Source organism: Paenibacillus sp. 01T442 (assembly GCF_056398345.1).
Genome location: NZ_JBFTPF010000102.1, coordinates 1 through 15,980, shown reverse-complemented (window position 1 = coordinate 15,980; position 15,980 = coordinate 1). Strand labels below are relative to the sequence as shown.

The window sequence follows — 15,980 nt, the reverse complement described above, 5'->3', positions numbered from 1 at the left end:
GATGTATATGATTTATCATACAAGCTCCTATATAATTTAGGTGAAGACATTTTGATTAGACAAAAGAAGGGTGGTCGCTTTTCATATGAATACATCCATTTACTTTGTGATATTTTCTGTTATTTTATTGTTTGGCTTATTGTCGACATTCCTCATCGGTTTTTCTCGTAAAAATCGTGAAGGGGATCAGTCCTATTTTCAGAAAACAGGCACGAAGTGGGTAAGGCTTACATCATTGTACGTCATCTCGATTGCAGCAGGCTTATTAGCATTGCTAGCTTTTATTCGATATTCAATTGAATAGACATAAATACAGAAAAAAATCTCCATAACTGGAGATTTTTTTATTTTGACGCGGAATAGGGTGTTATGTAGAAGTTAAGCCGACATCGTTGGAAACGTGTTGATTTTGATAAAGTGAATCTGCAACGATCCGAAAAATGCTTTCMCTTGATTGTAATGCAGTTCACATTTGTACCCATACTCACAGGCAATGGCTTGTAAGGATTTGAACCCAGGGAGCGCTCTAACCATAGTCGTGATTTGCTTCGTGATATGATTGGGTAGTTTCATAACCATCGTGGACGCATGAATGCCATCAACAACGGAGATAAAACTGGGGAACTCGGGTTTCTTGAGAAGTCCAAGATGGATATGATCCTCAGCAATTTGTAAAATTTCTTTGTTCAAACGATTGAGGTTTAAGGTCATGTTTTTATAAAAGTAGATGCCAAATCCGATTTTGTTCGTCAATGGATTTAGGCGTTTCTTCCATTTCAGTACGTTTGCTTCCCAATAAGACTCTAGTTGATCGCTAATTCTAGTCCAGTTTAATCGTGATGTGAGAAAATTTTTCATGCATTACTCCTTAAACAGTTAGATTTCTTACTTTAATTAAGACGTTGGAACAAGGAGTATGGTTCATTTACGTCAAACTACGCGAGTAGAATCTGAACAAAACCTTCAGCAGCTAGCGATAATTTCATATCTCGACGAACGGCTAAACCAATGCTGCGCGGTGGAAGTGGTTCCTGCAATGTGAGTTCAAAGAGAGTGCCTGATCGAAGCTCATCCTGTACAAATGACCGACTTATGAAGGCAACCCCGTAACCTAACCGTGCGAACTCCGCTAGGAGATCAATATTCCCTAATTCAATATCTGGATTCACCGTGAATCCTTGTGCTGCAAACCATTTTTCTATAGACACTCTAGTACTGCTCCCTGGCGATAAGAAGATAAGAGGTAGCTCCGCGAGATCCTTCGTAGAGATGGAACGGTTCGTCCATTCTCGGAAATCTTCCCCAACCACCAAACAATCCTCCAACGTCGCAATCGTGTGAATCGTCAAATCCGAATCTTCAATCGGTAGATGAACGATGGCACAGTCAATTTCACCTTCCTTTAAACGCTTCGTAATCTCGCCGGTTTTCCCGTGTGATAAACGAATCCGAATGCCTGGATATTGCCTATGATAAGCATTCAACTGAGGTAACAGGAGGTGCTTAATCAATGAATCACTTGCCCCGATCCGAATCTCACCTTGATGTAATTGCTTCAGATTGAGAAGATGCTTCTGTCCCGAATCCAGCATAGCAAAGGATTGTTCCACATAGTCAAACAGCGTGCGTCCTTCTTCTGTGAGCTCAACACCTTTGGACAGACGATGAAATAATTTAAGCCCAACTGCCTCTTCCATTTGCTTAATGGCATAGCTCACGGACGGTTGCGTTATATGAAGTTCTTGCGCAGCTTTCGTTAAATTTCGGCATTTGGCCGTATGTAAAAAGATACGATACCATTCTAAATTCATCATTTGATATAGATCACCTCTATGACAAGTTGTGTATATTCCAATTTCATTTATTTCATAGAACTCATTATAATTGGCATATAGCAAAAATACAAAAGAGGTCTACGTTAGGCATAGAAGTTACTTACTAAATAGGAGGATTACAATCATATGGCAGGAAATACTTTCGGTGAAATTTTCAAAATTACAACTTTCGGGGAATCACATGGAGCCGCGGTAGGCGTCATTGTGGATGGTGTTACACCAGGCATCGAGATCGATGAAGCCTATATTCAGAAACAGATGGATCGAAGAAAGCCTGGCCAATCCTCGGTGACCTCCCCACGCAAAGAATATGATATCATTCATATCTTATCGGGTGTTTTCGAAGGGAAAACGACGGGTACGCCGCTGTTCGTCAATCTCTATAATCAAGATATGAAGCCGGAAGCTTACAATGATATTCAGAACTCGTTTCGACCAGGCCATGCGGATTTCACTTATCTGCAGAAATACGGAATCCGCGATCATCGCGGAAGTGGGCGAGCTTCGGGTAGAGAAACTGCGGGTAGGGTAGCAGGTGGGGCAATCGCTCGAAAACTGCTTGAACATCGAGGTGTACAAGTGGTAGCCTATACCCAAGAAATCGGAGGAATTCCTTGTCAGACCTTCGATGAAGATGCGATTGAACGCAATGCAGTACGTGCATGTGATCCGATTGCCGGAGCCAAAATGATTGTAAAAATTGAGCAATTAGCTGCGATTGGTGATAGCTGTGGAGGTATCGTAGAATGCCGGATTCGTGGAGTTATGCCTGGTCTTGGAGAGCCGGTATTTGATAAATTGGATGCTGAATTGGCGAAAGCAATGCTGTCTATTGGAGCTGTGAAGGGCATTGAATTTGGTGCGGGTTTCTCAGCTGCAACAATGCTAGGTAGTGAGCACAATGATGAAATGGATAGTGACGGATTTCTCAGTAACCATTCTGGAGGAATTCTAGGCGGGATTAGTACGGGTCAAGAAATTATTTTCCGAATTAGCGTGAAGCCGACTTCTTCGATTTCTGTTGCCCAGAAGACGTTAAACGTGAATGGTGAGGAACAAGAAATTCGAACGATAGGTCGCCATGACCCATGTATTTGCCCGCGAATCGTACCCGTGGTTGAAGCGATGGCGTGCTTAGTATTGGAAGATTTGTATAAACGACAAGCAGCTAATCTCGGATAGATAGAACGATAGTTAAATGACCAGTGCAGTCTGAACATCAGGCTGAGACACTGGTTTTTTTCTTTTTTAGAGTAATCGAAACCGAATTGGAGGATATTAAAAGGAGAGGAAATTTCAAGTAAAGAGGCGAGAAGAAAGATGAACAGAACGACATCAATAGAAAAACTAGCCTATATCGATGAAGTTTTTGAGCATACATCTGATTTTGTAAGCAGGGATGCTTATATTTATGAGGCGCATGTCCACATATGCTATTTAGAAACATTGGTTCATTATGAAGAAACGTTTGACAACCTAGTTAATAGGCTGTCACTTCTTCATGGCAAGGACAATCCGATCGAACAAATCGGCTTATCCCCATCGGTAAGAGTGAATGTCCCCTTGACTGAGATCGTGAATGCCGTATTACAAGGTAAGTTGGTTATTTTCCCACAAGAAGGCTACGATAACATGTTGATTGAGCCCTCTTCCGTCAACATGAATCGAGGTATTACGTCTGCACAAACGGAGAATCCGATTCAGACTTCGTTAGATGCCTTTACGGAAGACATTTATGCCAACATAAGTCTTATACGCAATAAAATGAAAATCAAAAATTTACATATTCAGAACTTTACCCTTGGATCTACACTTCCACGTGATGTGGCTGTTCTTTATGTGGATGGACAAGTGGATCCAAAGGTCGTTGAACTCATCCATACCTGCTTGAATGATAATGCCATGATGGATGTTTCGAATGTTCAAGGGCTGCTGAAAGCGCTCAAACAGCCTTCCTACAGTCTTGTTCCAACCTATGTCACATCCGAGCTTCCTTCGACAACCAAACACAATCTGATGGACGGTCGAGTGATCCTTTTCTTAGATCATTTTCCGTTCTCGATTTCGTTTCCCTCTATTATATCGGACTTTTGGGAGGTACAAACAGATAAAGATCAACTACCAATGTTCATGTATTTATACCGAATTATTCGTATCGCGAGTTTAATCATCGCGCTAACCATGCCAGGGTTATATGTAGTTCTTAATTCTGTGAACCCTGAATTGTTGCGGATTCAATTGGCTGTATCGATAACAAACTCGAGAGAAGGAGTTCCCTATCCCGTGTTAGTTGAATTGCTTCTCATGCTGTTTATTATTGAAATGGTCATCGAAGCGAGCATTCGTCTTCCCAAAAGTATTGGTCCAACCATTACGATGGTTGGCGGTATTATTCTAGGACAAGCGGTCGTTCAAGCAAGGTTAGTCAGTTACTTTCTTATCATTGTTGTAGCTGGATCGACAATTGCACATTTTACGATGGGCACCTATATGAACACAGTATCCATCCGATTGTACAAATATGTAGTCATTTTATTTAGCGCTATGTATGGCATACTCGGCCTAATGGTATCGATCGTCTTGTTTTGTTTTTACCTTGGCACAATTACAACGTTTGAGGTGCCCTATTTAAGCCTTTCTACCAAAAGAGTGAAAAACAAATGAGCAATAAAGCCCTATTAACGATGTTTGTCATCGTTCACCTCTCGTTGTATTTTTATATCTATCCCGTCAAAATGATTGAGTCTACATCCAAAGGGCATTGGGAGCCTATTGTTCTTGGTTTTCTTCTAGAATTGTGCTGCGTATGGGTTTATGTGAAGGGACTTGCTTCTTTTCCAGGTAAGGACCTCGTTGATATATGCAAAGAAGTATCAGGGACATGGATGGMGCGTCTTTTGCTTATTCCGCTGATCGTCTATTTATTTCTGGATTCCAACTTTACGCACAGCTATGAAATGGAATCGATCAGCATCCTATTACTGCCTAATACCCCTACGTATTTCATTTTATTGTTGTATATCATTCCCCTTTACGTCGCTTGGAAAGGCTATGACGCGATCTCAAGAGGAGGTATGGTCGTATTCATCTGTGTGTTTCCCTTGGTGCTATTCTCTTTGATTAGCGCAATGAGTAATTTCGATATCAATAACATCTATCCAATCATCGATACTCGGCTCAGTTTCTTCAAGAAACCGACGTTTTATTCTGCCTTTTTCGTGCATGCGGGCTTCTTGTTCTTAGGATTGGTTAAGATGAGGCGGCGATTGCCATTTCGCCAAATCACTTCGATGTTGGGAATACTTCTTATTTTTGCAATGTCCTCTGTGTATGTGCCCATGCTCATTTTCGGTCAGGAATCGATTATTTATTTTCGCTATCCGAATGTATTGACTTCTGACACGATTGATAGTGAGTGGATTGTATTTGATTGGCTCCCAACTTTTTTCGTTATTGCCATGATCGCTATCTCGATGGTAGCAGCTGCAGTGAGTTTCTGGATGATGTCAACGCTGATCGAAAAACTATTTTTGAAAAAGAATAGAGGGATAGCAGTCCTCATCGTTGGCATTTTATCCTATATCTTCAGTTGTTATTTGGATAATATCGATAAACTAGGGAAATATATTACGTTAAATACTATCTTATGCTTCTACTGCATCATTGGTATCCCACTTGTCATCATTCTCATGGGTTTGAGGGTTAGGAGGAAGCCGGCTTGATCCATCGATCATTTCTAACGGTTGTACTGGTTCTAAGTACCCTGAGTACACTCCTTACAGGTTGTTGGGATACGAAAGATATTAATAAGCGACTCATGCCCGTAGTGATGGGAATATGTAAAGAGAAGAATCAGGATTACAGAATTATTTTACAAATTCCGAGTCCTCAAAAAAAAGGCTCTCAATATATGGAGAGCAGCTCCGCGACAATCAACAATGCGGTTGACAACATCCGAACAAAATCGGAAAAAAGTATTGATCTTCTCCATATCCGACTGTTCCTTATCTGTGAAAAAACGGCAAAGGAAGGTATTGGCGATATTATCGATTATGCGATTCAGGCAAACGATATCTCCATTAAAGGGTTACTAGCGATAGTTAAAGGCGATTTCCATGATGTTATCCATCACGAAATCAATGCAAATCCAGAGCTTTMCTCTTATGATTTTTTCAGTGAGCAGGCTGGTTGGACACCTGAAACGACCATCGTACGCTTATGGGAAGCCTACCGAAATATTAAATCCAACACACAAGACATGTCGATTCCTATTCTTACAAAAGGAACAGATACCCTGTATCAATTTAAAGGATCAGCCATTATGGGTGGGGATAAAATGGTAGGGGAAATTTCTTCTGATGAAGTATTAATTTACAATGTATTTCAGGAAAGATATACGGGTGGAACCATTGAAGTTGCCGAAGATAGTAGTGTGAGGATTAAAAAAGCAACTATTAAACATGCCCTTAATTGGACTGCATCAGGGCCTCAGATAAAAAGTCGTATTCTCTTGAAAGTAGAGATTTTGGAAAATAAAAACGAAGAAACGGAGGGTCAAATTACGAAGAAACTCAAAGAAATCATCGAGAAAAGAGCTCAAAAACTAATAACAGATCTTAAAAGTGATAAGGCAGACGTTCTAGCTATAGGACAACTTTTCCGGAAAAAGATGAACGATGAACAAATAAGAGATTGGAAAAAGATTTGGTTTGAAGACTTGGACTATGAAATCTCCGCAGAAATCACCATACTCAACAGTATATATGTAAAGTCTCCGAATAAAATCAAAAAACRAGACCAATAGAGAGAATAACGTTTGTACAATAAAACAGCAGCAGTCAAGGACTTTATTTTCTGGTCCATGGCTGCTGCTTGAACACCTTGTGTAGCTAGTAGCTGCAAAGCATTAATTACTGCACATCTCTAAAGCAGCATGAAGTTGTTGGATACCTGGAATAATTTCATCGAAATGGGGCCTTGCAAAGCTTAGACGAATCCACCCTTTATTGGATCCATAAACAGTTCCCGGTATAAATATAACGCCTCTTTTGGTGGACTCTTCAAGCCATTTTAATTCATCAACTTCACGATTGATTCTACACCAAAGTGTAAGCCCACCTTGAGGTATGGAATATGAAATCGTATCTCCCATAATTTCTGTTAGCCCTCGCATGAGTTCATTTCTCTTCTTTGCTAATTCTGTTCGCAAGAAATGAATATGATTATCGAGATGACCTTCCTTGATAAAATGGTTGGCAACCCACTGCGGAATGCTGCTCAAGCCGAAATCCATCTGTTGTCTAGCATCGGATAAACGACTAATAACGGATTGTGGAGCGATTAACCAACCAATTCGTAAGCCAGAAGAAGCCGTTTTKGATAGGGAACCAATATATAAGACATTGTTATTCTTATCTAATGATTTCAAGGTAGGAGGTGGATGTCCATCGAAGGCGGTTAAAGTGAAGGTGTCATCTTCAACGATTGGGATGCCTAGCTCCGATGCAATTTCAAGCAACCTAATTTTTCGTTCAGTAGGCATTACACTGCCCGTTGGATTTTGAAAATTAGGGTTTACAAATAACATGCGAATTTTGTGTTTGCGATATAGTGTCATAACTTCTTCTGGATTTATGCCGTGCTCATAGGAGGGGATACGGAATAAGCGAAGGCCAGCCGATTGAAACATGGACAACGAATAACAGTATGACGGGTCTTCAATCGCAACCGCGTCTCCAGGATTCAATAAACACTGTAGAATTAAATATAAGGACTGTTGGGAACCAGCTGAAATTAATATAGATGAGTAAGTTGTATGAATGTGAAGATGCTTAGCAAGAAATGAAACAAGCGTTTCTCTCAGTTGTGCGCACCCCTGCGGGTTATCGTAACCGAGTTGTTCATGAAAGGGCCGCTTTTGTAAAAGTTCACGGACGATATCCTGCGGATATAGATCTGGTGACAACTGGCCGCTTGCAAAGTCGATAAGCCCCTTTTTGTGAAGTAATTCTTCGCGAATACGGCGTACGAATGGTTGATTGGGGAGGAAATTTCCTCCTTCTACATACTCTTTCCAGTTGGGAGTTTGGTTAGTCATGTTCTCCTCATTCAGATTGGAAACAATGGTACCATTGCCTTTACTACTTACCAGTATGCCAGTAGCACGAAGTTCTTCGTAAGCAGCTACCACAGTACTTCGGTTAACGCGTAGTACGGCGGCCAATTTTCGTTCGGAAGGAAGCGTACTGCCAGGAGGGAACTCTCCAAATGCTATGCGGTGTTCCATGTAATCTGCAATTTGTTGATAAATAGGCGTTTTGCTTGATCGATCAGGCTTCCACATATAATATACCAACTTTTATCAAATTTTTGTCATAACTATCTGAAGTTACGTTAAATGAGCAACATTAAAATATAAAAAAACACCCAGCTTTCCATAGGTAGGGTTGTCATTTTTAACTATTTTTCTCATACTTGGCAACTGTTCTTTGTAATTTTTAAGTATCATATCATATATGTTATTCTCTTGTGTATGCTAATTAAGTAAAATTTTACTATTAAGTTATTAAAACGAAGTTATGAAAAGTATAGGTTTCTGAGGTCACATTGGATGGTTTGTTTTCTTGTTGAGTGGATGGTTACATCGTGAGCAAATGTAGTTATGATGAGGATTGTGTGTCTTTGTTATTTTAAATATCGTATGTACTTATTATCATTAGTTTATCATGATTGTGGCACTGTCGCTCGCTTAGGCAGCGAGAAATTTTCAGTTATTTTAGAAGGGATTCATGCTAGTGGTCAAACGGTTGGTGTGGCTGAGCGAATTATTGCAGCGTTTAAATAGCCGGTATGCCACTCGGAGCGTTGGATATTGAATACATATTGAACGAATGAGGGTAAGTAACATGAGTAGTTTAAGAGTATTAATAGATCGTTATGATGAGGAAATTGTTGAGCTCATATTATCTTTTCATCATCATGAGTTCATTGACTTGAAAGAGAATAAATGGGGAAGCACCTTGGAGCAGACGAACACGCATGATATCTTTCCTATTAAAAAGTTTTTTATATATATCGAAAATCGGGGGATGGAACTCTCTTTTGGACAAGAATTATTGGACGTAATTCTTGAGTATGCAAGGCAGCAAGGAGCAACAACCATTTTCTTGGACACGCCTGCAATTGCAAAAAGGTCTCAACACTTTTTTGAGGAAAATGGGTTGGTCGCGATAACCAAACATGATCTGCCGATTCGTTATGAGTACCCTGATCGAAATTCGTTATTTCATCGATTTGATTTCATTTAGGGCTGTAGAAGCTGCATGGATGAAGCATATGTTCAATTAGTTCGATTAGAATCCGCTAAATTGGCGGATTTTTTGTTTTCAATCTAGTCATCTTATCTATAGGAACAATAGAAACAACAACATTGATCACTTCCTCCTACAAGGGTAAGATAAGGATGTTCCTTGCATGCAGGAAGGCAATCATAGTGAGTGCCGCGGCTCTACACAAATATGAATATAGAGGTGACTTACTATGAATACAAGGTTAGTGAGGTGAAATGGAATTAAGACCTTTTATTGAAACAACGAAGGTAGATTCTTCCATATGAGAAATGAAATCGTAGATAAAATAACGAACAGTAAAAAAAGGAAGTCATTCTTTCATTTTACGAGAGTACGGAACTTGCCCTCCATAGCGCATCTAGATGCTTTGTATTCCTGTCATAAGGTTGACCCTGCTTTATCGAAGGAGAGACGGTTAGTGAGGCAAGAAATTCATTTAGACGGACATGTATTTGTTGCCAATGCTCATTTACGAATTGCAGACCAAGTCATGAGTGAAACCATAACTCATCAGCAATTTCATAGCTATCTGGATCAGCACGTATTTTTTTGGCCGACACCAAGAGATTGTCTAAAAATGCTGGAGATGTATGCGAGAAGAGAATCAGATGAAGCCTTTGCCATTCTTCAATTTGATGCGCATGCGTTGCTTGATGAGTTTTATGACGATATTAAATTATCTAAGTATGATTCAGGAAGCTCACCGCGGTACCCAAATCGTTGTGCCTATAAGAAAAGTTTACAGATGTTTGTTACACTAGACCAATTCGAGATTGCGCGAGACCATGATGTGCCTTCAAAACCTTCTGAGATACGCGAGGTTCTTGTGGAAGGGGAAGTAACGAGCTTGTCACGTTATTTACAGTATATTTATTGCGACAATAGGGAGGGGATTCCCGAAAAATGGAGGGAGTTTGCCCAATCTATTCAGGATTTTAAGAATCTAGCCACAATGTAAAGAAGCCTAACCTTATATGGTTCAGGCTTTTTTAGCTTTGTACCGATTACCTAAACTTGGGATAAAAAAATATCGAGTTGGAAAATATAGGAGCAGGAGGTGAGCTCATGTCAACGTTTTCCAATCCTAAAATCAATCCCTTACTTGCCTGTATTCTATGTATGAGTGGAACTTTAGCCTTAGGCCAAATTTCAGGTTCCATTATAATCATTGAACAAGCCAAACGGGATGCGTTTGTCAGCAGTATTATTGGCAGCATCGTGTTCCTCGCCTATGCTTTTTKGGTTTATAAAATAGTAAACAAGCTACCTCCAAACCACTCCTTCCTCCATGTGCTTGAACTTAAGATGGGAAGTATGATCGCATGGTTAGTTAGATTATGGATCGCCTTATATTTAATATGTGAGTTGTTTATCATTGAGAAAAATGTTGTCATATGGGTTAAATCATTTTTTCTGCCTTTTACACCGATTTGGGCGATCGCATTGCCCTTATTAATGTTGTGTGCCTACTTAGCTGTTAAGGGAATTAAACCGATCGCTATTACTTATTCTGTTTTAATCCCACTTATTATATTTCTAATTGTTTTTATGGCGGTGTTTACTTTTAAATGGAGACATCTTAATTTGCTGCTTCCGTTATTCAGCGAGGGAACCCGTCCAATCGTGGAAGGAACGATTACCACCATTCGGACTAACATGACATTGTTTTTGGTATTATTGCTAAAACCACATACGGAAGGCACTTTCAAATGGAAGCATTTTGTACTATTGTTGTCTGTTATTTCGTTGTTTTTCATCAATGCTGCTATGAGTGTATTGACAATATTCGGACCCTACGAAGCTTCCAAACAACGGTTCCCCCTCTTTACACAGTGGCGATTAGTTAGAATCAGCAGTTTCGTGGAGCATCTTGACTTTTTATCGATCTACCAGTGGCTTTGTAGTACTACTATTCTAATTAGTGTGGGACTGTTTTTAATAGGCGATTTGCTGACATCGAAGCATCGGCCTAATAAAATTGCAATTGGTATATGCACGACGATCTTGTTTATCGGAGTAGAGCTTCATATACATGATACCAATTTTTTAGCTTTTACTAAAAATTACTTCTATCCACTATCCACGTTATCCATCCTCTGTTGGACTGCCATTGCCTACATGACAACAAGAAAGAGAGGGTTGCTATGATCATCAAATATGCCAAAGTGGCTGATTTCAAGGCATTGTTMGCTTCTTGCTATGATGTGAAATTTCAGCTACACAGCGGTGCGCAAGTTGTTTATTGCGAAGGCATGGTGGATAGCAAGCAGTTGAATGAAAATGTGCTCCCACGAATGACGGACATGATTCGAAATGATGAGTTGAAGCTTATTGACGAAAACGAGGAGCTAAGTCAAATTGAGCAGCGCGTTTTTTCAGGAAACGTGATTGTCTTATTTTTCCATGAGAATAAAACACACGCCTACGAAGCCGATATTTCCAATCCGCCAAAACGGCAACCCGAAGAATCCATCAGTGAAATTTCTATTCGCGGACCGCGCGATGGTTTTACAGAGGAAGTCATTACAAACGTTGCGCTCATTCGCAAACGATTAAAAACGTCTTCACTGCAATATGAACATTACGTTGTAGGTAAAAGGGGGAATGTAAGTTTAGCAATTCTATATATCAGAGATATCATTAATCCGGATTTCGTTGTTGAAGCGAAGCGTCGAATTTCACAAATTGATGTGGACTCTATTATTGGCGTCGGGCAATTGGAGGAATATTTAAGTGATTCCAGTGATTCCATATTTCCATTAGTGGACTCGATTGGAAGACCTGATTTCGCTGCAGAGGCACTTCTACTAGGTAGATTTGTGATCATTTTGGACGGATCTCCCATGGCAATCATCGGCCCATCAAATCTTACCGAGCAGTTAAAATCACCGGAGGATGCCCATTCTGCTTACTATTATACGATATTACAGCGCTTCTTGCGTCTTGTCGGTTTAATAGTGGCGATGTTTCTACCTGGATTCTATATTTCATTGACTTGTTTTAATATCGACCAGCTGCCGTTTCCATTACTTGCAACCATTTCAGTAGCACGTATGGGCATACCTTATTCAACGACGATAGAAAACTTATTAATTCTGGGCTTATTCGAACTATTTCGTGAAGCAGGCATACGTCTGCCGAAACCTGTGGGTCAAACGGTGACAGTAGTCGGGGGGCTTATTATTGGGGATGCTGCAATTCGTTCTGGACTTGCCTCTTCGGCTTTGCTAATGGTTACAGCAGCGTCTGCTGTGGCATCCTTTACTTTGGTTAATCAATCCTTGACCGGAAGTGTCACCATTATTCGGATTTACATTATGGTGATATCATCCTTGTTGGGTATATATGGATTCTTTATCGGATTGATTTCTGTGGTTGCTTATACCTCAACACTAACATCTTTCGGTATATCCTACTGGTCACCGATCGCCGAACTCAATGTGAGTTCGTCMCTATTAGCACTATTTGATCGTCCTTTCAAATCCAAAACCAAAAGACCGGATATGCTACATCCAATTGATTCTACATCTCAGGGAGAGAGACAATGAAACCAATGGCACTCATCATCACACTGTGTAGTATGATCTGCCTATCCGGGTGTTGGGATAATAAAAATATTCAAGATTTACTTTACGCGACTGCCATAGGGGTAGATTATAAAAACAATCTGTATGAGGTCTACATTCAAATGGTATCTTTTGGTAGTGTAGCTAAGTCAGAATCAGGTGGTAGAGATACCGGCCCTCAAATATACGTTGGAAAAGGGAGTGGGAAGACGCTCTCTTTGGCATTAGGAAATATCTATGAGACGGTGCAAAAAAGGATTTATTGGAGCCATGTGCGTACGTACTTATTAACTGAAAGTGCGATGCAATCCGGTGGGGAGGATTATTTCGATAATTTAAAGCGGTACAGGGAATTTAGATATACACCTTGGATATTCGGCACAAAAGGATCATCCATTGAGGATATCTTTAAAACGCCGTCTTTTTTTCAATCGTCACCGATCACCAGCATTCTTGGCCAACCTGAAGATAATTATCATCAGAGATCGTTCATAAAGCCTTTACTTGCGCAGGAATATCAAATTAATCTGAATGAACCTGGTGAAACAGCCATTGTACCAACTCTCACCGTTGATAAAACAGCATGGCAGTCCGAGAAGAAAGCTGAAAATAAATTGAAAGTAAATGGCGTTTTTGTTGTACAAAAAAAAGGTTTACAAGGTTGGATAGCAAACACTCATCTTAACGGATTGCGATGGATGGAGAAAGATACATCAAGATCATCGATTGAGATCAAGCACGCGATCATTTCACTTGAAAAACCCAAATCTAACATATCACTTACAGAACAAGATGGGAAACCGGTGTTTAATATAGAGGTTAAAGTCACCGGAAATATTGTTGAGCTACTTGACAGCCATCCAACCGAGGAAGAATTGGAGAAAGAAGCAGAGGAGCAAATTAAAAAAGAAATTCGAGCTACGTTTGAAGAAGGGTTAAGGATAGATGCTGATATGTACAATTTTCGTAATGTGATGTTTAAGAAAAGATTGAAACACTGGCAGGATGTTGAGCTTTCTACTTCATCGTTAAACCAAATCAATGTCCAGGTCAAAATCCAACATACAGGAGAGCTTAAGAAGATGTGAGTTGTTGGAGTTCATAAAATGGAATACGACTAGTGATACACCTTACGCTCCTTAAAGCACGTTTAAAAGCTTAACTCTTAACTGAGTTAAGCTTTTGTATTTATATCAGCGATATACCGCGGCGCAAAACGAGATCTGGCAGCTGCACTGCTAGATAAAAGCGTCTAAGAGCGATCGCTCCATTCGAAGGTGTTTATGATCAGGTAAATAGGTTATGATGGTATCATAATAAAACATTCATATTTACTGCTGAATAAAGAAAGGAAGAGGTACATTGTCGACATCTGATAAAATTAAGCTTACATCCTATTCAACCAAGGGTGGATGCGGCTGTAAAATTGGTCCTGCAGATCTTTCTGAGGTGATTAAGAAATTACCTCCAGCGCTTCCAAATCCCAACCTTCTTGTAGGCATTGACACCAGTGATGATGCTGGAGTTTATAAACTAAGCGAAGAGCTTGCGCTAGTGCAAACGGTAGATTTTTTCACACCAATCGTGGATGATCCCTATTCGTTCGGGCAAGTAGCTGCAGCTAATGCGATTAGTGACATTTATGCGATGGGTGGCAGGCCGCTTACCGCTCTAAATATTGTAGCATTTCCGATTCGTACGTTGGACAAGGATGTGCTAGCTGACATATTACGTGGCGCTGGCGACAAAATGAAGGAAGCAGGCATTACACTGGTAGGTGGACATTCCATTGACGATAATGAGCCTAAGTTCGGCCTTGCTGTTACTGGGTTGGTACATCCTCAGAAGATACGCACCAACGCGGGAGCGATTCCTGGAGATAAATTGATTCTGACGAAGCCAATTGGTGTAGGGATTTTGACCACTTCAATTAAGAAGGATAGGTTAAATGAACAAGAAATAGAGCGAGTAACACAGGTCATGGCTACACTGAATAAAACGGCAGCAGAAACGATGGAACCATTTGAGGTGCATGCTTGCACAGATGTTACTGGTTTTGGCTTAATCGGACACTCTCTTGAAATGGCTAAAGGTAGTGGAGTCGGCATCCGCCTTATCGCAAATGAGGTGCCTTTATTACCGAGAGTTAGGGAATTGGCTGAAGAAGGTTTTGTTCCTGGTGGCACAAAAAATAATTTCGCCCATGTACAGAACTCAGTTACTTTCCCAGACACATTAGATCAGATCGGTCAATGGATCTTATGCGATGCCGTGACATCTGGAGGCCTTCTAATTTCCGTGGCTGGAGACCAGGCAGATGAATTGCTTACTAAGTTGAAATTAGGCGGAGTCGAGGCAAGTATGATCGGGGAAATCACAGAAGAACATTCGGGACGTATTGTAGTCATCTAAGCGAATGCTACGTTAGTTTTCTTACGAAAACTTTAAAGGGGCGAGATTCATTGTTTCAAGACATCACCATAGAAGAATTGTTAGCTCTTAGAGACAAGAAAGAGTTAGTTATGATCGACGTCCGTTCGCCTTCCGAGTTTCAGGACGCGACGATTCCAGGAAGCATAAACATTCCATTTTTTGATGATAACGAGCGTGCAGAAATTGGAACCATTTATAAGCAAGTAAGTGTACAGGCTGCTAAAGATAGAGGACTTGAGATCATATCAGCCAAATTGCCGACTTTTGTAAAGTTATTTGAAGGAATCAAAGAACAAAAAGCGGTATTCTGTTGGCGTGGTGGCATGCGAAGTCATACGTCTGCGACAGTTCTTTCGTTAATGGGAATTAGAACTTATCGTTTAACAGGAGGCTTTCGTTCCTATCGTAGATGGGTCGTTGCCACGCTTGAGAAGATGGATTTCAAACCTCGCATATGTGTGATTTCTGGGAATACAGGAGCAGGGAAAACGGCTGTCTTAAGACGTCTTCAAGATGATGGTTATCCTGTGCTGGACTTAGAAGCAATTGCCGGGCATCGGGGATCTATATTCGGTCATGTCGGCCTCCAAGCAAACAATCAGAAGACATTTGAAGCCCATCTTGTCACTAAACTTATGCAATTGAAGGATTCACCTTATTTTCTGATCGAGGGAGAAAGCAAGCGGATTGGAAAAGCAGTCATTCCTGAGTTCATCGTTAGCAAAAAAGATTCGGGTGCACAACTTTACATAGAAATGCCCCTTCTTGAACGTGCTCGACATATCATTGAAGAGTAT

Annotated in this window: 15 protein-coding genes; 12 read left to right on the top strand and 3 right to left on the bottom strand. The window is 40.5% G+C overall.

The genetic code is table 11. From position 1 onward, the window contains the following. Positions 1-85: 85 nt before the first annotated feature. Positions 86-304 (top strand): hypothetical protein, encoded by a 219-nt coding sequence (locus AC1DLM_RS32260; protein WP_171636023.1) that lies wholly within the window; start codon positions 86-88, stop codon positions 302-304. 74 nt (positions 305-378) lie between these two features. Here the strand turns inward: AC1DLM_RS32260 and AC1DLM_RS32255 are convergent, their stop codons facing one another. Together AC1DLM_RS32255 and AC1DLM_RS32250 are read right to left on the bottom strand one after the other, a co-directional pair. Beyond that, positions 379-858 (bottom strand): hypothetical protein, encoded by a 480-nt coding sequence (locus AC1DLM_RS32255; protein ID WP_477572268.1) that lies wholly within the window; start codon positions 856-858, stop codon positions 379-381. A gap of 77 nt (positions 859-935) precedes the next feature. After that, on the bottom strand, positions 936-1,814 hold the full coding sequence (locus AC1DLM_RS32250) for a LysR family transcriptional regulator (protein ID WP_477572267.1): 879 nt from the start codon (positions 1,812-1,814) through the stop codon (positions 936-938). A 147-nt stretch (positions 1,815-1,961) separates the two neighbouring features. On the opposite strand from AC1DLM_RS32250, the gene aroC reads away from it, so the two are divergent. The 4 genes from aroC (at position 1,962) to AC1DLM_RS32230 (ending at position 6,639) form a co-directional block, all read left to right on the top strand. Beyond that, positions 1,962-3,017, top strand: coding sequence for a chorismate synthase (aroC, locus tag AC1DLM_RS32245; protein ID WP_477572266.1), 1,056 nt, complete (start codon positions 1,962-1,964; stop codon positions 3,015-3,017). A gap of 138 nt (positions 3,018-3,155) precedes the next feature. Then, the gene (locus tag AC1DLM_RS32240) at positions 3,156-4,499 is read left to right on the top strand and encodes a spore germination protein (RefSeq protein WP_441991832.1); all 1,344 of its coding nucleotides are present in this window, start codon (positions 3,156-3,158) and stop codon (positions 4,497-4,499) included. After that, positions 4,496-5,557, top strand: a complete 1,062-nt coding sequence (locus AC1DLM_RS32235; protein ID WP_477572265.1) for a GerAB/ArcD/ProY family transporter — start codon at positions 4,496-4,498, stop codon at positions 5,555-5,557. Before AC1DLM_RS32240 ends, AC1DLM_RS32235 begins: the two co-directional genes overlap by 4 nt. Beyond that, a complete protein-coding gene (locus AC1DLM_RS32230) occupies positions 5,554-6,639 on the top strand; it encodes a Ger(x)C family spore germination protein (RefSeq protein ID WP_477572264.1) in 1,086 nt (361 codons plus the stop codon). The genes AC1DLM_RS32235 and AC1DLM_RS32230 overlap by 4 nt, the downstream gene beginning before the upstream one ends. Positions 6,640-6,741: 102 nt before the next feature. Here AC1DLM_RS32230 and pdxR read toward each other — a convergent pair whose 3' ends face one another. Then, complete coding sequence (gene pdxR / locus AC1DLM_RS32225; protein ID WP_477572263.1) at positions 6,742-8,178, bottom strand: MocR-like pyridoxine biosynthesis transcription factor PdxR; 1,437 nt, start codon at positions 8,176-8,178, stop codon at positions 6,742-6,744. Positions 8,179-8,740: 562 nt separating this feature from the next. Here pdxR and AC1DLM_RS32220 point away from each other — a divergent pair. From AC1DLM_RS32220 to mnmH, 7 genes are all read left to right on the top strand, one after another. Beyond that, positions 8,741-9,142, top strand: a complete 402-nt coding sequence (locus AC1DLM_RS32220) for a GNAT family N-acetyltransferase (protein ID WP_477572262.1) — start codon at positions 8,741-8,743, stop codon at positions 9,140-9,142. A gap of 304 nt (positions 9,143-9,446) precedes the next feature. Further along, complete coding sequence (locus AC1DLM_RS32215) at positions 9,447-10,142, top strand: DUF7002 family protein (protein ID WP_477572261.1); 696 nt, start codon at positions 9,447-9,449, stop codon at positions 10,140-10,142. A gap of 107 nt (positions 10,143-10,249) precedes the next feature. Next, positions 10,250-11,332 carry an endospore germination permease gene (locus AC1DLM_RS32210; protein ID WP_477572260.1) on the top strand — a complete coding sequence of 361 codons (1,083 nt, stop codon included), beginning with the start codon at positions 10,250-10,252 and terminating at the stop codon, positions 11,330-11,332. After that, on the top strand, positions 11,329-12,732 hold the full coding sequence (locus AC1DLM_RS32205) for a spore germination protein (protein ID WP_477572259.1): 1,404 nt from the start codon (positions 11,329-11,331) through the stop codon (positions 12,730-12,732). The genes AC1DLM_RS32210 and AC1DLM_RS32205 overlap by 4 nt, the downstream gene beginning before the upstream one ends. Further along, the gene (locus AC1DLM_RS32200) at positions 12,729-13,838 is read left to right on the top strand and encodes a Ger(x)C family spore germination protein (RefSeq protein ID WP_477572258.1); all 1,110 of its coding nucleotides are present in this window, start codon (positions 12,729-12,731) and stop codon (positions 13,836-13,838) included. The genes AC1DLM_RS32205 and AC1DLM_RS32200 overlap by 4 nt, the downstream gene beginning before the upstream one ends. Before the next feature lie 274 nt (positions 13,839-14,112). Further along, complete coding sequence (gene selD, locus AC1DLM_RS32195; protein ID WP_441991823.1) at positions 14,113-15,162, top strand: selenide, water dikinase SelD; 1,050 nt, start codon at positions 14,113-14,115, stop codon at positions 15,160-15,162. 50 nt (positions 15,163-15,212) lie between these two features. Continuing rightward, on the top strand, positions 15,213-15,980 hold a 768-nt coding region (gene mnmH, locus AC1DLM_RS32190), incomplete at its 3' end, for a tRNA 2-selenouridine(34) synthase MnmH (RefSeq protein ID WP_477572257.1).